Consider the following 21,882-nt stretch of genomic DNA (forward strand, 5'->3'; position numbering starts at 1 on the left):
GCCACCTACGTATCTTCCGCGATTCAAACATGAGGCGGCGATGAGCGGAGACTGGAACACCAAGTATGGCACCCGACGCGTGCGGCACGATCCGCCGACGCTGGAGGAAGCGATCTTCGCGGCCATCGGCATCACCGACGATCTCGAAGCCCAGGCCGAAATCGCCTCAGCCCTGATGGGCCTGCCCTATGAAGACGTGCTGGCCGAAGTGAAGAAGACGGCGCGCGTCAGCGCCCGCACCGGCACTGCGACCCGGGTGATCGCCGGCGAACAGGGCGCCCAGCGCTCTGTCGTGGTCGAGCGCCGCGTGGTCCGGCGCTTCGCGACCGACAAGCGCACCGGCACCTGAAAAGCCAATCTGATTGCTGAAAACAAAAGGGCAATTCGCTGAGCGAATTGCCCTTTTTACTGCTGCTTCCGACTACGTGCTCAGGCCGCCCGGCCCCAACCGGACATCTGCATCACCATCCGCCAATAGGCACGGTTCATGTCGACGATCGCGCGCGCGGCCTCGACCGGGGTGACCATCGCAGGTGTGGGCACCGGCTCGGCCTGGCTGTGTTCGCTCAGGTCGATGCTGCCGGTGGATTCGCCGTGGCGGAAGGTGAGCTGCGCGCCGAACTTGGTGGCGAGCGCCCGCATGGCATCGTTCTGTGCACCGGTGGTGATGCGCAAATTGCTGTAACCCTTGGCGTGGGCTTCCGCGATCAGCTTGCGAAACAGGATGCTGCCGACACCCTTGCGGCGCATCGACCGCTCGACGCTGAAAGCTATCTCGGGCTGGGCGTCCGGTGACTGCTCCGGCGGATGCAGTTCGGCCGCGCCGCGCACGATGCCATCCTCGAAATAGGCGATGATGACCGTGCCGTCGTTGGCGCACCGCTCGGCGTAGCGACGGATGAAATTGTCGTCGATGAAGCCATGAAAGCGATCATGACGGCTGGTTCTATCCAGTCTCAGGAGATGATCGCGCAGCAGGGGCAGCTCCTCCTGCTGGCTCAACGTTCGCACGGTGCCTTTGTTGGCCAGCGTCGAGCGGATCGAATCATGGTTCATTTCATAACTCCTCTTGGTGGCCCTCGAGGAGGCGTTGAGTCCCTAGCGGTCCTTATATTGTGCGACGCACCATTCAATTCAAGTGGCTAGATTCACTTAATCGCGTCAGCTTTGAATTCGTTGCGGAAAATCCGCCAAGTAATTATCATAATACCATCTGCGTCTGTGTCACGACGGCGACCAGCCTGCCATCCTCGGTCTCAAGCCGGGTCTGCCAGACCTGCGTCCGCCGTCCCCGGTGAACCGGTGTTGCCGTGGCAATCACGGCGCTCCCCTCCTTGGCGCCGCCGATGAAATTGGTCTTGCTCTCGAGCGTCGTGGTGCCCTTGGCGTCCTCGGGCAGGTTGATCACGGTCGCCGCCGCCCCGACCGAGTCCGCGAACGCCATCACCGCGCCGCCATGGATGGTGTGATTGAGGGTGCAGAGCTCGGGACGCACGACCATCCTGGCGACCACCCGATCCTTGTCGGCCTCGGTGAAGGTGACGCCCTTCAGTTCCGCGAACGGCATCTTCATCGACTGGATCTTCTCGAGCGGCGTCATCAGGTCCTCCGGTTTGTCTTGGGGCGTCACACTATTCTCCCGGCATGATGGATTGCCGGGCGGAGTCCGGCAATGACGTCCGAGGTAATGGAGCGGATGACGTCATGGCCGCAGTGACAACCGCCGACAAGTCTGCCTAGCCTCGGCAATGCGCAACTTCCCTCCCCGCCGGATCGTTTGCCTGACCGAAGAGACGGTCGAGACACTCTACCTGCTCGGCGAGCAGGACCGGATCGTCGGCGTCTCCGGCTATGCGGTGCGGCCATCGCAGGTCCGCCGCGAGAAGCCGCGCGTCTCGGCCTTCATCTCCGCCGACATTCCGAAGATCCTGGCGCTCGCGCCCGATCTCGTGCTCGCCTTTTCCGACCTGCAGGCCGACATCGTCGCTGAGCTCATCCGCGCCGGCGTCGCGGTCCACGTCTTCAACCAGCGTGACCTCGCCGGCATCCTTGCGATGATCCGCACCCTGGGCGCGATGGTCGACGCCACCGACCGCGCCGAACGGCTCGCGACCGACCTCGCGCGGCGGCTTGCGGCGATCGCGGCAATGCCGCGCCCCGCTCCGCGGCCGAAGGTCTATTTCGAGGAATGGGACGATCCGCTGATCAGCGGCATCGGCTGGGTGTCCGAGCTGGTCGAGATTGCCGGCGGCGCGGACGTGCTGCCGCATCTGCGCGCGCACAAGGCGGCGCGCGAGCGCATCGTCGCGCCGGACGCCGTGCGCGAGACCATGCCCGATGTGATCATGGCATCGTGGTGCGGCAAGAAGGTCGTGCCCGACCGCATCCGCAAACGACCTGGCTGGGGCGACATCCCGGCCGTGCGCAACAATCGCATCGTCGAGATCAAGTCGACGATCATTTTGCAGCCGGGACCGGCGGCGTTGACGGACGGACTGGACGCGATCGTCAAGGCATTGTGGCCGACGAACGCGTAGAGTGGACAAAGCGAAGCGTGCCCACCATCCCGAGCACGACGTCGATGGTGGGCACGGCACGTCCGCGCATTTGCCCACCCTAGGCGATCAACGCAATCACGCCTTCTCCACCCCGCACCATTCCGTGATGAACAGTGCGATGGCCTTGGTGGCCTTGCGCAGCGACTCCAGCTCGACATATTCGTTGAAGCCGTGCATCGCCGCGCCGCTTGCTCCGAAGCAAAGGCTCGGGATGTTGTAGTTCAGCCCGTAGAAGCGCGTGTCGGTCAGCGCGGTGAAGGCGCGATCTTCCACTTGGCCGCCGTAGACGGCCTGATGCGCCTTCGCGAAGGCGGCCTCGGGCGCTGCGGAATTGGTCAGCTCATAGCCTTCCGACAGAAATCCCGACCACTCGACCTGCGGCGGATTGTTGGAGAGGAAGCGGTGGTCGCGCGCCGCGGCGGCGACGCAGGCGAGGATTTCCTTCTGGCATTCTGATATCGACCAGCCCGGCAGCACCGCGATCCGGCAATCCACGTCACACCAGGCCGGCACGCTGGAGGCCCAGTCGCCGCCCTTGATGATCCCCGGATTGAAGTTGATCGGATGATTGACGTCCTTGAAGTGGTGATCGGCCTTGGCGCGCTCGTTCCAGGCGATCTCGAGCTTCTCGAGTGCGTGGACGAGATGATACGCCGCCATGATCGCGTTCGAGCCCGCGCCGGCCTCGAACACGTGCACCGGGAAGCCGCGCACCTTCAGGCGAAACCAGATCACGCCGACCTGCGAGCGGATCATCTTGCCGCTGGTCGGCTCCGGAATGAAGCAGGCATCGGCGCGATAGCCGCGCTGCAACGTCGAGAGCGCCCCGACGCCGGTGCTCTCCTCCTCGATCACGGACTGGAAATGAATCCGCGCCGTCGGCTTGAGCCCGGCCTTGGCGATCGCATCCAGCGCATAGAGCGCGGCGATCGTGCCCGACTTCATGTCGCAGGCGCCGCGGCCGTACATCTTGCCGTCCTTGATGACCGGCGAGAATGGTGGCGTCTCCCACATGTCGAGCGGGCCGGTCGGCACCACGTCGCAGTGGCCCTGCAGGATCAGCGATTTGCCGGCATTGGTGGCCGGACGGTAGGTGCCGACCACGGTGCGCGCCTTGGAGAAATCATGCTCGATCGGGCCGAAGCCGCGCAGATCCCTGAGATCGTCGAGATTGATGTGCCAGTCGTCGACCTCATAGCCACGCTCGCGCAGGAGATCGCCGATCATGTCCTGGCACGGGCCCTCGGCGCCGCGCGTCGAAGGGATGGAGACGAAGTCCTCGGTCGTCGCGAGCTGCGCATCGAACCCTTCATCAACGGCATCAAGGATTCGTTGTTGCGTCTCGGCAGTCATACAGCAGCTCCATCGGGGATATTGAAGGGCGGGAGCGCCACCGTAACCCGATTTCAGCCGGCCGGGTATTCCGCAAAATAGGCATCCCGCAATGCATCTTCGAGCAGACGGCCTTCCGAATAGCCGTCGAGCGTCGCAGGCCGCGTCACGCCGTCGAGCAGCCGCGGGCACGGCTCGGGCGCACCGAGCACGGTGTGCACCGGGATACGCTCGGCATAGATCGGCAATTCGTAATCCTCGTCGTCGTCGGCAACGCCCTTGGCGCGAACCTTGGCCGACGCCTCCTCGATCTCCATTGCAATGAACGAGGTCGCCTTGATCTCCTGAGTGCTGCTCGGCCTCAAGGTCGCGGTGCGACCAGGAAAGAAGCGGTCGACCATCGCGACGACCGCGCGCTGCTTCTCGTCCGGGTCGGTGACGAGATAGGCGGTGCCGAACGCCATCACGGCGCGGTAGTCGGCCGAATGGTTGAAGCCGCAGCGCGCCAACACCAGGCTGTCGAGATGCGCGACCGTCAGGCAGACCTTCTGCCCTTCCGCCTGGTGCTCCAGCATCCGGCTCGCGCTCGAGCCGTGCCAGTAGAGCCTGGTGCCTTCGCGCCAGAAGAAGGTCGGCGTGCAATAGGGCTGGCCATCGATCACATAGGACACGTGGCACAGCATCGAGGCGTCCAGGATCCCATGCACGGTCGCATGATCATAGAAGCCGCGATCGTGGCGGCGCTTCACCCGGTTGCGGGACGACAGCGGATAGGACGGAGTGGATGCGCCTTCGGTCACGGCAATGCCTCGTGAAAATTTGGGAATCTGACGGCAGTTGTACCGGTCTATTTGGTCTGCGATAGTGCCAATTCCATGCGAAAAATTCCGACCAATTCGGCGAAGCCCTCACCGCGCCGGACCGAGCTGCCGCTGGACCTCGCGGGCCCCCATGTGACGCAAGGCGCGGCCTCGCAGCAGCGGCTCTATCAGGCGCTGTGCCATGCCATCGTCGGCGGCATCGTCAAGCCGGGCGAACCGCTGCCGCCATCGCGTACGCTGGCGAAGCAGACCGGCTTCCGCCGCAACGCCGTCACCACGGCCTATGAGCGGCTGATCGCCGACGGCTTTGCGGTCGCGACCGTCGGCTCCGGCACTTTCGTGGCCGCGCGTATTCCGGCGCAAGCCTCCGCGCCGCGAAAAGCGAAGATCGCGATCGAGCCGCCGCAGCACAGCGCGCTGTCGCTCGGCTGCACGCATATCGACGAGCGCGCGCTGCAGCGCTTCCGCGCCTTCGCCGGCCGCCGGCTGCGCGCCTTTGGGCCTGAGCACCTCCACTACGGCGACCCCCGAGGCAATCGCGAACTGCGCGCGGCGATATCGGATCATCTGCTGTCGACGCGCGGGCTGCGTTGCGACCCCGACCAGATCATGCTGGCGTCGGGCACGCTGCACGCGCTGCGCATCGTGCTGAGCGCAATCCTGAGGGCCGGCGACCAGGTCTGGTGCGAGGATCCCGGCTACCCCGCGGCGCGGCGTGCGATCGAGCATTGCGGCTATCGTCCGGTGTCGGTGCCGGTCGATGCGTCGGGCATGATCGTCGGCAAGGGACGGATGTCGGCGCCGGCCGCGCGGGCGGCCTATGTCACGCCGTCACATCAATTTCCGCTCGGCGTGCAGATGTCGATGCCGCGCCGGCTCGAGCTGCTCGACTGGGCCAAGGACGCCGATGCCTTCGTGTTCGAGGACGACTACGACAGCGAGTTCCGCTATGACGGAGCGCCGCTGTTGTCGCTCGCCGGCATCGATCATTTGCGCCGCGTGATCTACATGGGCACCTTCGCCAAGTCGCTGTTTCCCGGATTGCGCATCGGCTACTGCGCCCTCCCCGAGCAACTGATCGGCCCGGTGACGGCGGCACGCGCCGCGCTCGACCGCTTTCCCGGCACGCTGCTGGAAGGTGCGGTTGCGGACATGCTGAACTCGGGCGCGTTCGCCGCCAATCTGCGCAAGGCGCGCAAGCTCTACCGCGAGGCGCGCGACATCCTGGCCTCGACGCTCGCTGCTGCCTCTGAAGGCGAACTTACGGTTCCCGTGCCGTCGCAGGGCCTGCATCTGGTGGCGCGGCTCGCTCCGGCGACCGATCCGCGTATCGCAGCCGAGGCAAAGGCGGCCGCCTGCGTCGGCGGCTGGCTGCTCGCCGAGACCTATCATCGCGCGCGGCCGCTGCCCGGATTCGTGCTCGGATTTTCCGGTCACCCGGTGCCGCAGCTCGTCGCCTCGGCGGAGCAATTGGCGAAGGCGACGCTCGCGGCGCTGCGCGGCAGCCGGAGCACGCCAGCGAAGCCGCGGCGCCCTTTGAGAATCGCGACCGGCTGACTAAGGTCGTTCAATCTCGGCCCGATGGCCTGGAGATCAGAACAAGCAAAGGAGATCGCGATGCGCCGCATCGGATTTGGCGCGATGGTTGCCGTCATCGTGCTGGTTGCGATGGCCGCTCCTGCCTCAGCGCAGACCGTCTCGCGCGAGCAGGACATCGCGGATTTGCGGGTCGGTCAGCGCGTGCTGGTCGATGATGGCTCGTGCCCGTCCGGGCAGATCAAGCAAGTCACGGGAGCGCAGTTGAAGGAAACCGGCGTGGTGCGCACCCGCACCTGCGTGCCGCGGCTCGCGCGGAAGTAAGGCGTCAAAGCGGGCTTGCTCGTCGCCTGCTTTCTCATCACTGTCCCGGAAACGCGCTGCTCAGTTCGCCGCCTGCGGCTCGAACATGCATTGCAGCGTCGGCTTAGCGATCTTGGTAAAAGTCGGGCCGATCTCGGACTGCTTCGATGCCGGCAGCCAATCGTTCTCGATCGTCGGTACGCCGGTCTCGCTGATCCCGCGCAGCACGGCCTGGCGCAGGTCGCTATCCTCGATCGTCGCCACGGCGTGATCGTGCAGGCAGCCGCAGACGGCTTCCGGATGCGCCCAACGTCCCGCCATGTGAGGCACGCACTGCCGCACGAATTCATCGCGCGGCTCGGGCATCTTGAACAGTGAGCGGATCTGCATCGACTCCAGCGGGAGCTGCGACTGCGCGTGTGCGGGCGAGGCCACGACCAGCGTAGCCAACATCGCCGCAGAACAAATTCGGAGCAACATGCGAAGCCTTTTCCGGCAATTTTCTCGTTTGCTTTGTCGCGGTCAGTTGGCCGCCATCACCGTCGGGGCAACAATGATCGGCGAGCCGTTGTAGGAGAAGGTACCGACGCCGGGCCGACTGCCGTCCGCGGATCCCGCCACAGACGGACCGGCCATCACGAATGCGAAAGCGAGGATGACGCTGATGGTCCGCATTTGACTGTCTCCGCTCCAGCGCTCGTCGTCCGCGCCGCTTGTTGGCGGCTTGATAACCAACTCGCGTTTCCGGAGTTCTGCGGCACAAGCGCAAAATGGTTTCGTCGCGCCCGAGAATTGTTTCGTCGGCGGCCCCCCGACGAAACAATCGCCAAAAAAGACCAATGTTTTCAGTGGCGGTCATTGACCGTCGTCGTACCGTGATGGCGGGCTAAGGCTCGGCGACCTGCCTCTCTCTCTTGACTCTCCTCTCATGAGACAGGCGGCCGCGTCGCGGAAGCCGATGGTGAACCGCGCCGCGGCTGCCCGCGACTCATACATGGACGGCGCAACTATCTTCGCGGTGGCACGTTGTCGCGATCCCAATCCAACGAAGGATGTCAGCCGTGGGCAATGGCAACATCATGGGCGGCGGCATTGAGTCCTCGGCCCACGCCGCGAGCCAGCAGCAGATGGCAGGGGCGATGCCGCAGCAAGGCGCTCATGTGATGGGCGACCATGAATGTGCGCCGCAAAAGCTGGTCCAGCTCGTCGGCTGCCGCGACCCGAAAATTCGACCCGAACGATCAGGCTTCGAGTCGCGCGCGAAGCAGTTCGGGCAGACCAATCGCTAGATCACTCGCCACCTTAGATCTTCAGCTCAAGTCTTTGCAGTGACTACTGAATAAACTCACCGCACTTCTGAACTTCGGTCTCACCGACGCCCCACGGCATGATCGGCACCGTCGAGGTCGAGTTCTTCGGCGAACCTTCGATCAACTTATCCGAGTACACCATGTAGACCAGCACATTGCGCTTGGCGTCACAGCCGCGCACGATCTGCATCTTCTTGAAGAACATCGACCGGTGTTGGCGGAACATATCGGCCCCCTGGCTCATTCTATTCTTGAAGCGGATCGGCCCGATCTGCCGGCAAGCCAGCGAGATGTCGGACACTTCTTCGGCGAGACCAAGCCAGCCCTTGAAGCCGCCCCTCTCCGGCACCGTGAAGTGACAGGCCACACCCTCGACCTCCGGGTCGTCGACGCCATAGGTGGCCAGCTTGTCGTTAGGACTTACCCATTTGAACACAGTCGAGCGGCGAAAGATCAGGTCCGGTTCGTCGGCCGCCGTCGCAGGACCAAGCTGTCCCGAGGCAACCGCGAAAAAAAGCAACGCGCAGCCCCAGCGGCGCAGGGCGCGGATGTCACACAGGCTCACACTTCTCAACGTCATAGGTCTCCGTAGGTCTCCGCCGATGGGTAGCCGCGTATGCAGTGCGCAACGGCCGCCCGGAAAGGCAGTGACAGATTGGTGATCGCAGCAGCGCTTTAACCTTATGTGAGGCTTTTTTGTTACGCTTTCCCCGAAAAACTGGGGGCCAGGAAAGGTTTGATCGCTTGCGCTGGTGAACGCATTCCACGTTTGCGACAACCAATAACTAGCTTGGACTGGATTCGGAAAATGCGCGAGAGCGGACGTCGGCCTACAATTCTTGATCTTGCGAATGGGTGCTTTTGGCAATTTGCGATCCTGACCGCGGCCGGTACAGTCGGCGCCTCCACTCAAGCCGACGCAACGCTCTACTATTGGAACGGGCCCGACAGCGCCTATTACGGCGACCCGGAGCCGATGCCTTTGCCGCACCGGCCGAAGGTGCGGCGCAATCCGACTAAGACTAATAAAGACGTCGTCGCGAGCAAGGAGACGGCCGCCAAGCCGCAAGGCCCGCTGATCATCGCGATCTCGATCGAGCAGCAGAAGGTGCGCATCTACGACGCCAACGGTCTGTACGCGGAGAGCCCGGTCTCGACGGGCATGAAGGGGCACTCGACCCCGATGGGCGTCTTCAGCGTCATTCAGAAGCAGAAATACCACCGCTCCAACATCTATAGCGGCGCGCCGATGCCGTACATGCAGCGCATCACCTGGTCGGGCATCGCCATGCATGCCGGCGTGCTGCCCGGCTATCCGGCCTCCCACGGCTGCATCCGCATGCCGACCGGCTTCGCGATCAAGATGTACAACTGGACGCGGATGGGCGCGCGCGTGGTCGTTACGCCGGGCACCATCACGCCCGAGAATTTCTCGCACCCGCTGCTCGTGACGCAGAAGGTCACACCGCAGCAACCGGTCGCCGACGATCTCCTGAAGCAGGATGCGCCGCTCGGCGTGAAGAGCGATAAGAGAGCGGACAAGCCGCAGACCAGCCTCGAACTGCGCTCGACGGTCGGTCACGCCGACCAGCCGGATTCGCTGCGCGACAACACCCACACCGCCGATGCCAGCGGCACCGCGCCGTCGGCGAGCGCATCGGTGACAATGTCCGATGCGCCCTTCTCCATGATCGACAAGCCCGGCAAGCCGGCCGGAAGCGGGGCTAATGCGGCCAAGAGCGGCGGTTCGATGCCGGCATCGCAGGCCGCCGCCGTTTCCGACGACAACCCGGTGGGAGACCACGTCGAAGGAACGAATACCGAGGTCTCGGCAAATGACCACGTGAAGGCCGAGGCCAAGGCCGCTGCACAGGACGCTGCCAGGACCAAGCTCGCCGGCGCCGACGCGCCCAAAGTCGATGCGACGAGCAAGGGTGCACCCGTCACCGGGGCCGCAACGGCGACTGACGAGCCGGCCGCAACAGCAGACACACCCGACGCGAAGAAGGATCCGGCGCGGCTGCCGGGCCTCGCAAACCTCGACGTGCCCAAGCGCGGCGGCCAGATCGCGGTCTTCATCAGCCGCAAGGATTCCAAGCTCTACGTGCGGCAGAACTTTGCGCCGCTGTTCGATGTGCCCGTGACGATCGCGCCGAGCGACCGCCCGCTGGGCACGCATATCTTCACGGCGGAGGCTGACAAAAAGGACCCCAACGTGCTGCGCTGGTCAGTGATCTCGCTGCCGGTGTCGACGCGCAACGCCGCGCGCATCGAGGCACAGGATCGCGCCTCGCACCGACGCAAAATGGCCGGTGCTGCAACGATCGAAGCAAAGCCGCTGCCGGATAGCCCGGCGGAAGCGCTCGACCGCATCACGATTCCCGCCGACGCGATGGCGCGGATCAACGAAGCGCTTGGCACCGGCGGATCGATCATCGTCTCCGACCTCGGTGTGAACCAGGGCGAGACCGGCGAAGGCACCGACTTCATCGTACCGCTGCGCTGATCACAGCCCCTCTCCCTGACAGAATGTTCTCTCAGTCGTCATGGCCCGCCACCGGGTCGCGCGAACGCGCGCCCGATGACAGGCTCCGGCGGGCCATCCAGTACGCCGCGGCCTCGAATACTGGATCACCCGCATGCGCGGGTGATGACACCGCGCTGTTTGAAACGTGAACTTGGAAGCGTGTCTGTCATTGCGGGTTCGGACCGGCGCGTGGCATCCCGACGAGTTTCAGCCATAACGGCTTCTTGAAGGCTCCTGTCTGCGCTCTGGATTATGCTTCGGCACAAATCCGTCGGGGACGTGATGATGATCGACCGCAGAGCACTGATCGTAGCGGGACTGGCCGTAGCAGCGGGGCCGCGCGCGCTGCACGCGCAGGCGCCTGCTATGAGCCGGGTCACCGCCTACGCCTTCTCCTTCCCGGCGCTCGCCGGCGGCGATATCCGCCTCGCCGATTACACCGGTCATCCCATGATGATCGTGAACACGGCCTCGCTCTGTGGCTTCACGCCGCAATATGCGGGGCTGCAGCAGTTATGGACTGAATTCCGCGAGCGCGGTTTCGTCATCATCGGCGTGCCCTCCAATGATTTCGGTGGCCAGGAGCCGGGCGGTCCGACCGAGATCGCCGAGACGGCCCAGCACCAGTATGGCGTCACCTTCCCGATCTCGGCCAAGGCCGTGGTGAAGGGCGCGAACGCGCATCCCTTCTACCGATGGGCGGCGGAGATCCGTCCCAAGGACGTGCCGCGCTGGAACTTCCACAAATACCTGATCGGACGCGACGGCTACATCGCCGACGTCTTCCCTGAGTCGGTCGTACCCGAGGACACAAGGATCAAGACCGCGATTGCTCGGACATTGGTGACAGCCTGATTGCGCCGTAATCCCCCGAATTAACTCGCCAAATTCGGATTTGGTCACAAGACCGCTACCTCCGGTGCCTTGGCGGCCTCGATCCAACTAGGGTATTATTGGGTTAGGGGTGGAAGCGGCCCGGCAACGGCTCAGCGCCAGCGCCGGGAGCGGGACCAAAAGGAACACGCCATGCGCATTGCGGCAGGTCTGATTTTCGCAGGGACGGTGTCGTTGCTCGCGTCGAGCGCGGCTTGGTCGCAAACTCCACCGGCCAAAAGCGGAGCGGCGCCCGCGCCGGCACCACAGGCGGCAGCGCCCGCGCCGGCCCCCGCTCCGGCTCCAGTGCCGCCACAGCAACCGCCTCAGCCGGCGCGCGCCGCCTGTACCAATCCGAACGCCCTTGGCGTCAGCCGCACCGTCGAGATCGATACCACCGGCGGCCCGGGTTTCGGCTTCGAACATTTCAAGCAGCTCGACTTCCTGCGCGATCACGAAGTGGTGCTGACCTTCGATGACGGACCGTGGCCGGCCAACACGCCGGCGGTGTTAAAGGCACTCGCGGACGAATGCACCACGGGCATCTTCTTCCCGATCGGCAAGCACGCGACCTACCATCCGGAAATCCTGAGGCAGGTCTATGCGGCGGGCCATACCATCGGCGCGCATACCTGGTCGCATGCCAATTTGAACAACAAGAAGCTGAACGAGGACCAGAGGAAGGATGAAATCGAGCGCGGCTTCGCCGCGGTCAAATGGGCACTCGAGACCTCGCCCGCACCGTTCTTCCGCTTCCCGGCCCTGCAACATCCGCCGGAGATGGTGACCTATCTCGGCACGCGCAACATCGCGATCTTCTCCTGCGACCTCGACTCCTTCGACTTCAAGTCGAAGAACCCGCAGCAGGTGATCGACAACGTGATGAAGAAGCTCGGCAAGCTTGGCAAGGGCATCATCCTGCTGCACGACTTCCAGAAGCACACCGCCGAGGCATTGCCGACGCTGCTGCAGCAGTTGAAGGCCGGCGGCTACAAGGTGGTCGCGATGCGCGCCAAATTCCCGGTGACGGTGCTGCCGCACTACGAGCAGGAGCTCGCCAAGGACGTCAAGCTGCCGACCGTGAGCTCGCGGCCGGTCAATAGTGTCGTCACCACGGTCAATCAGTAACGGCATCGGCGACGATCTCTGTGCCGACGTTGCGTATCGAGGGCTTTGTCATCGTCTCCGCCGACGGCCGGCTGGCGAACGCGCACAACGTGATGCCCGACGACCTCAAGATCGAGGGCGACAAGCGGTTCTTCACCGCGGCCCTCGATCGCGCCGATCTTGTCGTGCACGGCCGCAATTCCCAGGAGGAGCAGCCGAACTCGCTGCAGCGACGGCGCCTCATCCTGACCCACAAGGTGCAGGCGACCGCGCCCGACCCGTCCAATCCCAGGGCGCTACTGTGGAATCCTGCCGGCTGTTCGTTCGAGGTGGCATGCCGCTCGGCCGGCGTCACGTCGGGCTTGGCCGCGATCATCGGCGGTCCCGGTGTGTTCGACATGTTCATGGATCGCTACGACACGTTCTGGCTATCGGTCGCACCGCGCGTGCACATCCCCGACGGTGAGCCGTGCTTCCCCGGCGTCCCGGCCCGCTCGCCGCAACAGGTGCTGGCCGCCCATGGTCTCCACGCCGGCGAGCCGCAACTGATCGATGCCGCGCACGACGTCAGCGTCACGCCCTGGCGACGGGTCGCTTGATCGCGTCGTGAGCCGCCCTACACCTCGCCGTAGGTCGGGTCGTTCCTGCGGGGACCGCGGCCGTAGCCGGCGATGATGAACAGCGCGCCGATCAGGGAGAGGTTCTTCAACGCATCGATCAGGGTCTTGGCGTTATCGGGCGCCGGCTGATTCCAGAAATCGTGCAGATAGAACGTCGAGAAGCACATGAAGATGATCAACAGGATCGCGAAGAACCGCGCCAGCAGGTTCAGCGCGATCATCAGGCCGGCGAGGATCTCGAACGAGCCGATCGTGATCGCCAGGAGCTGCATGAACGGCATCGCGGCGAAGCTCTCGATCTGCTCCGTATAGGGCGCGATGACGACGGGAATGGTCACCTTGGCCGTCAGCATGTCCGCCGTGGCCTGGATGCCGAGCAGCTTGGTCGCCCCCGAATAGATGAACAGGACGGCGAACAGGAATCGCCCGAAGACGATGAATGCTGGCATGGGTCGGCCTCACGGATGGCGGGAGTCGGACGGAGCAGGCGAAGCGATTATGGTCGCTCCGCCTGCTTCGATCAAATCGAATCCGCCCCGTCTCCTCCCCTTAGCCGAACAGCGTCGGCTGCGCGCGGCCGGCGCGCTCCTGGGCCTCGACCGCGGCAACCGCCGTCATGTTGAGCACGCCGCGCGCCGTCACGCCGGGGGTGAGGATGTGAGCCGGCCGCGCCGGTCCGATCAGGATCGGGCCGACCGGCAAGGCATTCCCCAGCACCTTGATGGTCTGATAGGCGATGTTGGCGGCGTCCAGCGTCGGCATGATCAGGATGTTGGCCTCGCCCTCCAGCCGCGACTGTGGCAGCACGGCCTTGCGCGCGATCTCCGAGAGCGCGGTGTCGGCCTGCATCTCGCCGTCGGCCTCGATCTCCGGATGCCTGTCCTTGAGGAGCTGAGTGGCGCGGCGCATCTTGCGCGCCGAGTCCGTGTCATAGCTTCCGAAGTCGGAATGCGACACGAAGGCGACCTTGGGCTTGAAGGCGAAGCGCTGGGCGTGAACCGCGGCCAGTGACGCCACCTCGGCGAGTTCCTCGGCGCTGGGATTCGGCCGAACCTGGGTGTCGGCGAGGAAATAGGCGCCCTTGGTCGTGATCATCAGCGACAGCGCCGCGTAGTCGCTGATCCCCGGCAGGAAGCCGATGATTTCGCGAACATGGCGCAGATGGCTCATGAAGCGGCCCTCGACCCCGCACAGCATCGCGTCGGCCTCGCCGCGCGATACCGCAAGCGCCGCGATGACCGTGTTGTTGGTGCGGACCACCGTGCGCGCCGCGTCGGGCGTCACGCCGCGCCGGCCGGCGACGTCGATATAGGACTGCACATAAGAGCGGTAACGCGGATCGTCCTCGGGATTGATCAGGTCGAAGTCGCGGCCGGCCTTGATCGCGAGGCCGAAGCGCTTGATCCGGGTCTCCACCACCGACGGACGTCCGACCAGAATCGGCCGCGCCAGCTTCTCCTCGAGCACCACCTGGGTGGCGCGCAGCACGCGCTCGTCCTCGCCTTCGGCGTAGATCACGCGCACCGGCTGGGTCTTCGCCTTGGCGAACACCGGCTTCATGGTGATGCCGGAGCGGAACGCATAGCGCTGCAGCTCGGCGCAGTACTCATCGAAGTTCTTGATCGGCCGGGTCGCAACGCCGGATTCGATCGCGGCCTTGGCCACCGCCGGCGCGATGCGCAGGATCAGGCGCGGATCGAACGGGCTCGGGATCAGCGAGCCCGGACCGAACCCCTGGGTCTCGGTGCTCTCGAAGCCATGGGCCACGGCGTCCGACGGCGGATCGCGCGCGAGCTGCGCGATCGCATCGACCGCGGCATGCTTCATCGCCTCGTTGATCGCGGTGGCGCCGACATCGAGCGCGCCGCGGAAGATGAACGGGAAGCACAGGACATTGTTGACCTGGTTCGGGAAGTCCGACCGTCCGGTGCAGATCATCGCGTCGGGCCGCGCCTGGCGCGCCTCGTCCGGCATGATCTCCGGCACCGGATTGGCGAGCGCCATCACCAGCGGCTGGTCCGCCATCTGCTTGACCATCTCGGGCTTGAGCACGCCCGGTGCGGACAGGCCGATGAAGATGTCGGCGCCGGGAATGACGTCCGCCAGCACGCGCGCGTTGGTCGTCTGCGTATAGACCGCCTTCCAGCGGTCCATCGTGGTGTTGCGGCCCTCATAGACGACGCCGTCGATATCGCAGACCCAGATGTTCTTGCGCTGCGCGCCCATCGAGACCAGCAAATTGAGAGTTGCGATCGCAGCCGCCCCGGCGCCCGAGCAGACGATCTTCACATCGGCAAGCTTCTTGCCGTTCAGCAGCAGACCGTTGACGATCGCGGCCGCGACGATGATCGCGGTGCCGTGCTGGTCGTCATGGAACACCGGGATCTTCATACGCTCCTTGAGCTGTGCCTCGATCTCGAAGCACTCCGGGCCGCGGATGTCCTCCAGATTGATGCCGCCGAAGGTCGGCTCCAGCGCCGCGACCGTTTCGACCACGCGCTCGATCGTGTCGGCCTTGATCTCGATGTCGAACACGTCGATGCCGGCGAACTTCTTGAACAGCACCGCCTTGCCTTCCATCACCGGCTTCGAGGCCAGCGGCCCGATATTGCCGAGGCCGAGGACCGCGGTGCCGTTCGACACCACCGCCACCAGATTGGCGCGGGCGGTCAACGTGGCGGCCTCGGCCGGGTTGGTGGCGATCTCGGTGCAGGCGGCGGCAACGCCTGGCGAATAGGCCAGCGCCAGGTCGCGCTGGTTGGCAAGCGGCTTGATCGCCTGAATTTCGAGTTTGCCCGGCCGCGGCAGGCGGTGATAGGCGAGCGCCGCGTTGTGGAGTTCTTCAGACGATGACGACATGCACTCCCCCCTCGGCCCCGCACTAAAATTCGGTGGCCGGACGTAAGACTTAAGGCAAAAGCGGGATGACGTTTCCTGGGAAGCGTCATCCCGTCATGATGGTCGCGGCATGCTCCGAACGGCCCGCGTAATCCAGGTATGCGCCGATTATTTCTGCGGCAGATTGGTCCGGATGTGAAGCTCCCGCAACTGCTTTGGAGTTGCTTCCGAGGGCGCGCCCATCAAGAGGTCCATGGCCTGCTGGTTCATCGGGAACAGCGAGATCTCGCGCAGGTTCGTGGTGCCGCACAACAGCATCACGATACGGTCGAGGCCCGCCGCCATACCGCCATGCGGCGGCGCACCGTACTGGAAGGCACGGTACATGCCGCCGAAACGGTCGATCACTTCCTGCTCGCCATAACCCGCGATCTCGAACGCCTTCACCATTGCTTCCGGCTTGTGGTTGCGGATGCCGCCGGAGGCGATCTCGTAGCCGTTGCAGGCGATGTCGTACTGGAACGCCTTGATGGTTAGCGGATCCTGCGTCTTCAGCGCGTCGAGCCCGCCCTGCGGCATCGAGAACGGGTTGTGCGAGAAGTCGATCTTCTTGTTCTCCTCGTCATACTCGTACATCGGGAAGTCGACGATCCAGGCGAGCTCGAAGCGGTCCCTGTCGATCTGGTTCAGCTCCTCGCCGAGCTTGGTGCGCGCAAGGCCGGCGAACTTCCAGAACTTCTCCGGATCGCCGGCGACGAAGAACGCCGCATCACCTTCCTTCAGGCCGAGCTGGTCGCGGATTGCGGCCGTCCGTTCCGGGCCGATGTTGTTGGCAAGCGGGCCGGCGCCCTCGCCGCCCTCGCGCCACATGATGTAGCCGAGGCCGGGCTGGCCTTCGCCCTGCGCCCACGAGTTCATGCGGTCGCAGAAGGCGCGCGAGCCGCCGCCCACGCCCGGGATCGCCCAGACCTGGTTCTTCGGATCCTCCAGCATCCGCGCGAACACCTTGAAGCCGGAGCCGCGGAAGTGCTCGGAGACCTCCTGCATGATGATCTTGTTGCGCAGGTCGGGCTTGTCGGAGCCGTATTTGCGCACGGCTTCCGCAAACGGAATCCGTGGCCAGTTCTTGGTCACCGGCTTGCCCTTGGCAAAATCCTCGAACACGCCGGTGATGACAGGCTCCATCGCCGCGAACACGTCGTCCTGGGTGACGAAGCTCATCTCGACGTCGAGCTGGTAGAACTCGCCCGGCAGGCGGTCGGCGCGCGGGTCCTCGTCGCGGAAGCACGGCGCGATCTGGAAGTAGCGGTCGAAGCCCGACATCATCAGGAGCTGCTTGTACTGCTGCGGCGCCTGCGGCAGCGCGTAAAACTTGCCGGGATGAATGCGCGACGGCACCAGGAAGTCGCGCGCGCCCTCCGGCGAGGACGCCGTCAGGATCGGGGTCTGGAATTCGAAGAACCCCTGCTCCTTCATCCGCCGGCGCATGGAATCGACGATCGCGCCGCGGGTCATGATATTCTGGTGCAGCTTCTCGCGACGCAGGTCGAGGAAACGGTACTTAAGCCTTATGTCCTCGGGATATTCCTGCTCGCCGAACACCGGCAGCGGCAGCTCGGCCGCGGGGCCGAGGACCTCGATCTCCTTGATATAGACCTCGACCATGCCGGTCGGCAGTTCAGGATTGTCGGTCCCCGCGGGGCGGCGGCGCACCTTGCCGTCGATCCGAACCACCCACTCTGAGCGGAACTTCTCGACCTCGGCGAATGCCGGCGAGTCCGGGTCGGCCACGCACTGGGTGATGCCGTAATGGTCACGTAGGTCGACGAACAGCACGCCGCCGTGGTCGCGGACCCGGTGGACCCAGCCGGAGAGCCGGACCGTCTGGTCGATATCGCCCTCTCGGAGCGCGCCGCATGTGTGTGACCGGTAGCGATGCATCTTAGTCCCAAAAACTGATGTCGGAGGAAACGAATCGGCGGGGCCCTCAGGGCCGGTGCCGAAGTTGCGCAGGGTTTACCTGAGGCGGCCGGGTGCGGCAACCAAGGGAACGCCCGGTTTCGGGCCGAAACCGCACATTTTGACCGCGCCAGGCGGCAGGCGGTTTGCCTATTGGCCCGGCCGGCCTATCTTTTGAACATGACGATCCATTTCCCGTTCCAGAACACCTATTCGGCGCTGCCCGCGAACTTTTTCGCCCGCGTCGCGCCGACACCGGTGGCAAGCCCCCGGCTGATCAAGCTGAACCGGCCGCTCGCCCTCCAGCTCGGGTTGGACCCGGACCTGCTGTCGACCCCGGAGGGCACCGAAATCCTCGCCGGCAAGCGCCTGCCCGACGGCGCGGACCCGATCGCCATGGCCTATGCCGGTCACCAGTTCGGGCACTTCGTGCCGCAGCTCGGCGACGGCCGCGCCATCCTGCTCGGCGAGGTCGTCGACAGGGACGGCGTCCGCCGCGACATCCAGCTCAAGGGAAGCGGACCGACCCCATTCTCCCGCCGCGGCGACGGCCGGGCCGCGCTCGGTCCGGTCTTGCGTGAATACATCGTCAGCGAGGCAATGTTCGCTCTGGGCATCCCGACCACCCGCTCGCTCGCCGCCGTCGTCACCGGCGAGCCCGTGATGCGCGAGACCGCGCTGCCGGGCGCCGTGCTGACCCGCATCGCGTCGAGCCATATTCGTGTCGGCACCTTCCAGTTCTTCGCCGCCCGCGGCGACACCGACGGCGTGCGCGCGCTCGCCGACCATGTCATCGCCAGGCACTATCCGGAGCTGAAGGGCGCCGAGCGCCCCTATCACGCTTTGCTCGCCGGCGTCGTGGCGCGGCAGGCCGACCTGATCGCGCGCTGGCTTCTGGTCGGTTTCATCCACGGCGTGATGAACACCGACAACACCTCGATCTCGGGCGAGACCATAGACTACGGCCCCTGCGCCTTCCTGGACGCCTACAACCCCGCGCAGGTGTTCTCCTCGATCGATGAGATGGGCCGCTACGCCTACGCCAACCAGCCGCGCATCGGCTTATGGAATCTGACCCGGCTCGCCGAGTGCCTGCTGCCGTTGTTCTCGGACGACAAGGAGAAGGCGATCGAGCAGGCGCAGGAGATCCTCGGCGAGTTTCCGCAAGCATTCACGGTGGCCTATAACTCCGGCCTGCGCCGCAAGGTCGGCCTGTTCACCGCCCGAGACGGCGACGAGGCGCTGATCCAGGACCTGCTCGACGCCATGGCCAAGAACGAGGCTGACTTCACGCTGACCTTCCGCCAGCTCGGCGAGGCCGCAGCCGATGAGGCCGCCGACGTCCGTGCGCAGTTCACCGATCCCGCCGCCTTCGACGAATGGGCCGGCCGCTGGCGGCAGCGCCTGGCGCTGGAGCCGCAGTCGGCGGCCGAGCGCAAGGCTGCGATGCACGCGGTCAATCCCGCCTTCATCCCGCGCAACCACCGCATCGAGGCGGCGATCTTCGCCGCGGTCAACCAGGACGATTACGCACCGTTCGAGGAGCTGCTGACGGTCCTGGCGAAGCCGTATCAGGATCAGCCGCAGTATGCGGCCTATGCCGACCCGCCGCTGCCCGAGCAGCGCGTGACGCAGACGTTCTGCGGGACGTGACCTAAGAGTGTAGGATGGGTAGAGCGCAGCGAAACCCATCGAAATCTACGGGCCTGAGCAAAGGTGATGGGTTTCGCTTCGCTCTACCCATCCTACTCAGCTCTCACACCGTCACCACGATCTTGCCGAACTGCGCGTTCGATTCCAGGAAGCGGTGCGCTTCCACAATCTCGTCGAAGCGAAATGTCCTGGCGATCACCGGCCTCAACGCGCCGGTCGCGAGCCCGTCGAGGATGAACGTCTTCGCCGCAGCAAGCCGGGCCGGATCGCGGACGATCTCATGCACGAGGTAGCCGCGCAGCGTCAGGGACTTGCTCAGCACGCTCGCGAGCGGAAACGGCGTCGGCTCCGGGCTGAGCCCGCCGTACTCGATAAGGATGCCGCCCGGTGCCATCGCTGATGTCAGCGGTACGAAGCCTGGGCCTCCCACCGCATCAAGCACCACGCGAACTCCGTTCAGTCCCGCAATCTGCTCCAGCCCGGCTTGCAAGTCCCCCTCCGCCGAGGCGATGACATGGAAAGCGCCAGCCTCGCGAAGCGCCTGAGACTTCGCCGACGTTCGCGTGACCGCGATCGGGAGCGCGCCGATCCGGTTGGCGATCTGGATCGCGGCAAGTCCGACGCTGCTCGAGGCCGCCGTGATGACGACGAACTCCCCTCGCCCGAGCCGGGCAATATCGACGAGTGCACCATAGGCCGTGAGGTATTGCATCCAGGTCGCAGCCGCCGCCTCGAAGCCAAGCCCGGGCGGAATTTTTACGACCGCCTCGGCCGGATACGTCACCAGCTCGCCATAGGCCGGCCATCGCACCATCGAGATCGGCGGCACGATGCTGACGGCGTCGCCGAGCGCGAAACCGCTCACACCATCGCCGATCGCCTCGACGAGGCCGGCGGCCTCCAGCCCCAGTCCGGCCGGCAGCGTCGCCGTCTCGATGTAATTTCCCGCGCGCAGCAAGGCCTCCGCCCGATTGAGCCCGAGCGCCCTGACCCGGATCCGAACCTCGCCGCGTCCGGGCGGTGCGACCTGGACCTCGTCGATCCGCAGCACCTCGGGACCACCATGCCGGTGAAAGCGAACGACGCGAGCCACGAGCGACACTCCAAAACAATTGAATGGAATGGAGCTATGCCCGATCGAACTGATCGGATAAATCATCCCTCAGACTGAACAGTCGAAAGCAGGAGTTTCGAATTGGACCGCCTCGCCAGTATGGCCGTGTTCGTCAGGGCCGTCGATCTCGGCTCGTTCGCGGCCGCCGCCGACGCGCTTGAAATGTCGGCGCCGATGGTCGGAAAGCATGTGCGCTTCCTCGAGGAGCGGCTCGGCGTCCGCCTGCTCAACCGCACCACGCGGCGTCAGAGCCTGACCGACGCCGGGCAGGCCTATTACGAGCGTTGCCGCGTCGTGCTCGCCGAGGCTGATGCCGCCGACGCGCACGCCTCCGGGCAGTCGTCGGAGCCGCGCGGCCGGCTGCGGGTCACGATGCCGGCGCTGCTCGGCCGGCACTGTGTCGTCCCCACGCTGCTCGATCTGGCGCGAAAATACCCGGCGCTCGAGTTCGACCTCTCGTTCGGCGATCCGATCGCTGATCTCGTCGACGGCGGTTACGATCTTGCGATCAGGACCGGCGACCTCAACCCTCAGTCGGGCGTGATCGCGCGACGCATCGCCCGCCAGCGCATGGTGGTCTGCGCCTCGCGTGCCTATCTGCGGGCGCACGGCAAGCCGCGCGCACTCGAGGAGATCGCGCAGCATCACGCCATCATTTACCGCCGGTCGGGACGCGTGCGTCCGTGGTTGTTCCCGCGCGACGGTGAGCCGCCGCTTGAGGTCTGGCCGGCCGGCAGGTTGCGGCTCGACGACCTCGAAGCGATCGCAGACGCGGCAACCAAGGGCATGGGCCTTGCCTGGCTGCCCTCGTGGTTGGTCCGCGAGCGCCTGCAAAGCGGTACGCTCGTCACCGTGCTGCCAGATCAGCCGGAGTTTCCCTACGATTGTCACGCGCTGTGGCTGCCGACGCCCCGACTGCCGCTGAAGGTTCGCCTCGCGGTGGACGCGCTGGCGGCAGCTCTGCCGAAGCTCGTGGCGTGAGTTTCACCGAAGCGGCGGGCATCGGCGCCGTCAGCGCTGCCGCCTCGAATTTTTAGCAACGATTTCCAGCGCTAATCGTTGGCCGGACATCGCGGGACGCGTGGCCGCGAGGTCTCGTTCCGCCCCGATGACGGAGAACCAGGATGAACGAGCGCGATCAGAGCCGCAAAGCCGCGATCGAACGCAGCAATCCAAACGGTATCGAGCCGGCCTTCTCGGAGGACGACCTGCAGCGGCAGGAGCTTGGGCCGCGCGGCGTGCCCGGGCAACCGGACCCGGCGAAGATGACGCCGCAACGGGCGAAAAAGACGCCGATCGATTCCGGTTCCGGCGGTCACACCGCGTGAGAA

General features: G+C 65.2%; 23 protein-coding genes. 12 read left to right on the forward strand and 11 right to left on the reverse strand.

Annotation, left to right across the window (positions count from 1 at the left end; genetic code table 11):
* The first annotated feature begins 40 nt into the window (after positions 1 to 40).
* Complete coding sequence (locus P6U30_RS20535; protein WP_407164752.1) at positions 41 to 349, forward strand: hypothetical protein; 309 nt, start codon at positions 41 to 43, stop codon at positions 347 to 349.
* 80 nt (positions 350 to 429) lie between these two features.
* On the opposite strand, the gene P6U30_RS20540 is transcribed toward P6U30_RS20535, so the two are convergent.
* Positions 430 to 1,056, reverse strand: a complete 627-nt coding sequence (locus P6U30_RS20540; RefSeq protein ID WP_407164753.1) for a GNAT family N-acetyltransferase — start codon at positions 1,054 to 1,056, stop codon at positions 430 to 432.
* 145 nt (positions 1,057 to 1,201) lie between these two features.
* Positions 1,202 to 1,600: a PaaI family thioesterase gene (locus tag P6U30_RS20545; RefSeq protein WP_407170497.1), complete on the reverse strand. Its 399-nt coding sequence runs from the start codon at positions 1,598 to 1,600 to the stop codon at positions 1,202 to 1,204.
* Between the two features lie 148 nt (positions 1,601 to 1,748).
* Between P6U30_RS20545 and P6U30_RS20550 the strand changes: the two genes are divergently transcribed.
* On the forward strand, positions 1,749 to 2,537 hold the full coding sequence (locus P6U30_RS20550) for a cobalamin-binding protein (RefSeq protein WP_407164754.1): 789 nt from the start codon (positions 1,749 to 1,751) through the stop codon (positions 2,535 to 2,537).
* Between the two features lie 96 nt (positions 2,538 to 2,633).
* Here P6U30_RS20550 and P6U30_RS20555 read toward each other — a convergent pair whose 3' ends face one another.
* Positions 2,634 to 3,911: an ArgE/DapE family deacylase gene (locus tag P6U30_RS20555; protein WP_407164755.1), complete on the reverse strand. Its 1,278-nt coding sequence runs from the start codon at positions 3,909 to 3,911 to the stop codon at positions 2,634 to 2,636.
* A 53-nt stretch (positions 3,912 to 3,964) separates the two neighbouring features.
* Entirely contained in the window at positions 3,965 to 4,690 is a 726-nt protein-coding gene (locus tag P6U30_RS20560; protein ID WP_407164756.1) for a pyridoxamine 5'-phosphate oxidase family protein, read from the reverse strand.
* 75 nt (positions 4,691 to 4,765) lie between these two features.
* On the opposite strand from P6U30_RS20560, the gene P6U30_RS20565 reads away from it, so the two are divergent.
* The gene (locus P6U30_RS20565) at positions 4,766 to 6,268 is read left to right on the forward strand and encodes a PLP-dependent aminotransferase family protein (RefSeq protein ID WP_407164757.1); all 1,503 of its coding nucleotides are present in this window, start codon (positions 4,766 to 4,768) and stop codon (positions 6,266 to 6,268) included.
* Positions 6,269 to 6,328: 60 nt separating this feature from the next.
* Positions 6,329 to 6,571, forward strand: a complete 243-nt coding sequence (locus P6U30_RS20570; protein WP_407164758.1) for a DUF6719 family protein — start codon at positions 6,329 to 6,331, stop codon at positions 6,569 to 6,571.
* A gap of 60 nt (positions 6,572 to 6,631) precedes the next feature.
* Here P6U30_RS20570 and P6U30_RS20575 read toward each other — a convergent pair whose 3' ends face one another.
* Together P6U30_RS20575 and P6U30_RS20580 are read right to left on the reverse strand one after the other, a co-directional pair.
* Complete coding sequence (locus P6U30_RS20575) at positions 6,632 to 7,030, reverse strand: hypothetical protein (RefSeq protein ID WP_407164759.1); 399 nt, start codon at positions 7,028 to 7,030, stop codon at positions 6,632 to 6,634.
* Between the two features lie 42 nt (positions 7,031 to 7,072).
* Positions 7,073 to 7,225: a hypothetical protein gene (locus P6U30_RS20580; RefSeq protein WP_407164760.1), complete on the reverse strand. Its 153-nt coding sequence runs from the start codon at positions 7,223 to 7,225 to the stop codon at positions 7,073 to 7,075.
* 377 nt (positions 7,226 to 7,602) lie between these two features.
* Between P6U30_RS20580 and P6U30_RS20585 the strand changes: the two genes are divergently transcribed.
* Entirely contained in the window at positions 7,603 to 7,839 is a 237-nt protein-coding gene (locus P6U30_RS20585; RefSeq protein WP_407164761.1) for a hypothetical protein, read from the forward strand.
* A 43-nt stretch (positions 7,840 to 7,882) separates the two neighbouring features.
* Here the strand turns inward: P6U30_RS20585 and P6U30_RS20590 are convergent, their stop codons facing one another.
* Positions 7,883 to 8,440 carry a CreA family protein gene (locus P6U30_RS20590; protein ID WP_407164762.1) on the reverse strand — a complete coding sequence of 186 codons (558 nt, stop codon included), beginning with the start codon at positions 8,438 to 8,440 and terminating at the stop codon, positions 7,883 to 7,885.
* A gap of 228 nt (positions 8,441 to 8,668) precedes the next feature.
* Here P6U30_RS20590 and P6U30_RS20595 point away from each other — a divergent pair, with 228 nt between their 5' ends.
* From P6U30_RS20595 to P6U30_RS20610, 4 genes are all read left to right on the forward strand, one after another.
* A complete protein-coding gene (locus P6U30_RS20595; protein WP_407164763.1) occupies positions 8,669 to 10,366 on the forward strand; it encodes a L,D-transpeptidase family protein in 1,698 nt (565 codons plus the stop codon).
* A gap of 306 nt (positions 10,367 to 10,672) precedes the next feature.
* Positions 10,673 to 11,242: a glutathione peroxidase gene (locus tag P6U30_RS20600; protein WP_407164764.1), complete on the forward strand. Its 570-nt coding sequence runs from the start codon at positions 10,673 to 10,675 to the stop codon at positions 11,240 to 11,242.
* Between the two features lie 171 nt (positions 11,243 to 11,413).
* Positions 11,414 to 12,388, forward strand: a complete 975-nt coding sequence (locus tag P6U30_RS20605; protein ID WP_407164765.1) for a polysaccharide deacetylase family protein — start codon at positions 11,414 to 11,416, stop codon at positions 12,386 to 12,388.
* Positions 12,389 to 12,408: 20 nt separating this feature from the next.
* Positions 12,409 to 12,966, forward strand: a complete 558-nt coding sequence (locus P6U30_RS20610) for a dihydrofolate reductase (protein WP_407164766.1) — start codon at positions 12,409 to 12,411, stop codon at positions 12,964 to 12,966.
* Between the two features lie 17 nt (positions 12,967 to 12,983).
* Here P6U30_RS20610 and P6U30_RS20615 read toward each other — a convergent pair whose 3' ends face one another.
* The 3 genes from P6U30_RS20615 to aspS form a co-directional block, all read right to left on the reverse strand.
* Positions 12,984 to 13,436 (reverse strand): DoxX family protein, encoded by a 453-nt coding sequence (locus P6U30_RS20615; RefSeq protein WP_407164767.1) that lies wholly within the window; start codon positions 13,434 to 13,436, stop codon positions 12,984 to 12,986.
* Between the two features lie 100 nt (positions 13,437 to 13,536).
* The gene (locus tag P6U30_RS20620; protein WP_407164768.1) at positions 13,537 to 15,846 is read right to left on the reverse strand and encodes an NADP-dependent malic enzyme; all 2,310 of its coding nucleotides are present in this window, start codon (positions 15,844 to 15,846) and stop codon (positions 13,537 to 13,539) included.
* Between the two features lie 147 nt (positions 15,847 to 15,993).
* Positions 15,994 to 17,766: an aspartate--tRNA ligase gene (gene aspS / locus P6U30_RS20625; protein WP_407164769.1), complete on the reverse strand. Its 1,773-nt coding sequence runs from the start codon at positions 17,764 to 17,766 to the stop codon at positions 15,994 to 15,996.
* Positions 17,767 to 17,964: 198 nt separating this feature from the next.
* On the opposite strand from aspS, the gene P6U30_RS20630 reads away from it, so the two are divergent.
* A complete protein-coding gene (locus P6U30_RS20630) occupies positions 17,965 to 19,437 on the forward strand; it encodes a protein adenylyltransferase SelO (protein ID WP_407170498.1) in 1,473 nt (490 codons plus the stop codon).
* A 103-nt stretch (positions 19,438 to 19,540) separates the two neighbouring features.
* Here the strand turns inward: P6U30_RS20630 and P6U30_RS20635 are convergent, their stop codons facing one another.
* Positions 19,541 to 20,530, reverse strand: coding sequence for a zinc-dependent alcohol dehydrogenase family protein (locus tag P6U30_RS20635; protein ID WP_407164770.1), 990 nt, complete (start codon positions 20,528 to 20,530; stop codon positions 19,541 to 19,543).
* Between the two features lie 102 nt (positions 20,531 to 20,632).
* On the opposite strand from P6U30_RS20635, the gene P6U30_RS20640 reads away from it, so the two are divergent.
* Together P6U30_RS20640 and P6U30_RS20645 are read left to right on the forward strand one after the other, a co-directional pair.
* Complete coding sequence (locus P6U30_RS20640) at positions 20,633 to 21,532, forward strand: LysR family transcriptional regulator (protein WP_407164771.1); 900 nt, start codon at positions 20,633 to 20,635, stop codon at positions 21,530 to 21,532.
* Between the two features lie 143 nt (positions 21,533 to 21,675).
* A complete protein-coding gene (locus P6U30_RS20645; protein WP_407146572.1) occupies positions 21,676 to 21,879 on the forward strand; it encodes a hypothetical protein in 204 nt (67 codons plus the stop codon).
* Positions 21,880 to 21,882: the final 3 nt, after the last annotated feature.

Source organism: Bradyrhizobium sp. ORS 111 (assembly GCF_045571485.1).
GTDB lineage: Bacteria > Pseudomonadota > Alphaproteobacteria > Rhizobiales > Xanthobacteraceae > Bradyrhizobium.

What these genes read in the sequence shown, in the direction of transcription:
- P6U30_RS20545 (WP_407170497.1), bottom strand. Translation starts at nt 1,600, where the DNA reads ATGACGCCGCTCGAGAAGATCCAGTCGATGAAGATGCCGTTCGCGGAA.
- P6U30_RS20605 (WP_407164765.1), top strand. Translation starts at nt 11,414, where the DNA reads ATGCGCATTGCGGCAGGTCTGATTTTCGCAGGGACGGTGTCGTTGCTC.
- P6U30_RS20565 (WP_407164757.1), top strand. Translation starts at nt 4,766, where the DNA reads ATGCGAAAAATTCCGACCAATTCGGCGAAGCCCTCACCGCGCCGGACC.
- P6U30_RS20575 (WP_407164759.1), bottom strand. Translation starts at nt 7,030, where the DNA reads ATGTTGCTCCGAATTTGTTCTGCGGCGATGTTGGCTACGCTGGTCGTG.
- P6U30_RS20580 (WP_407164760.1), bottom strand. Translation starts at nt 7,225, where the DNA reads ATGCGGACCATCAGCGTCATCCTCGCTTTCGCATTCGTGATGGCCGGT.
- P6U30_RS20550 (WP_407164754.1), top strand. Translation starts at nt 1,749, where the DNA reads ATGCGCAACTTCCCTCCCCGCCGGATCGTTTGCCTGACCGAAGAGACG.
- P6U30_RS20595 (WP_407164763.1), top strand. Translation starts at nt 8,669, where the DNA reads ATGCGCGAGAGCGGACGTCGGCCTACAATTCTTGATCTTGCGAATGGG.
- P6U30_RS20630 (WP_407170498.1), top strand. Translation starts at nt 17,965, where the DNA reads ATGACGATCCATTTCCCGTTCCAGAACACCTATTCGGCGCTGCCCGCG.
- P6U30_RS20540 (WP_407164753.1), bottom strand. Translation starts at nt 1,056, where the DNA reads ATGAACCATGATTCGATCCGCTCGACGCTGGCCAACAAAGGCACCGTG.
- P6U30_RS20615 (WP_407164767.1), bottom strand. Translation starts at nt 13,436, where the DNA reads ATGCCAGCATTCATCGTCTTCGGGCGATTCCTGTTCGCCGTCCTGTTC.
- aspS (WP_407164769.1), bottom strand. Translation starts at nt 17,766, where the DNA reads ATGCATCGCTACCGGTCACACACATGCGGCGCGCTCCGAGAGGGCGAT.
- P6U30_RS20645 (WP_407146572.1), top strand. Translation starts at nt 21,676, where the DNA reads ATGAACGAGCGCGATCAGAGCCGCAAAGCCGCGATCGAACGCAGCAAT.
- P6U30_RS20555 (WP_407164755.1), bottom strand. Translation starts at nt 3,911, where the DNA reads ATGACTGCCGAGACGCAACAACGAATCCTTGATGCCGTTGATGAAGGG.
- P6U30_RS20600 (WP_407164764.1), top strand. Translation starts at nt 10,673, where the DNA reads ATGATCGACCGCAGAGCACTGATCGTAGCGGGACTGGCCGTAGCAGCG.
- P6U30_RS20570 (WP_407164758.1), top strand. Translation starts at nt 6,329, where the DNA reads ATGCGCCGCATCGGATTTGGCGCGATGGTTGCCGTCATCGTGCTGGTT.
- P6U30_RS20590 (WP_407164762.1), bottom strand. Translation starts at nt 8,440, where the DNA reads ATGACGTTGAGAAGTGTGAGCCTGTGTGACATCCGCGCCCTGCGCCGC.
- P6U30_RS20535 (WP_407164752.1), top strand. Translation starts at nt 41, where the DNA reads ATGAGCGGAGACTGGAACACCAAGTATGGCACCCGACGCGTGCGGCAC.
- P6U30_RS20620 (WP_407164768.1), bottom strand. Translation starts at nt 15,846, where the DNA reads ATGTCGTCATCGTCTGAAGAACTCCACAACGCGGCGCTCGCCTATCAC.
- P6U30_RS20585 (WP_407164761.1), top strand. Translation starts at nt 7,603, where the DNA reads ATGTCAGCCGTGGGCAATGGCAACATCATGGGCGGCGGCATTGAGTCC.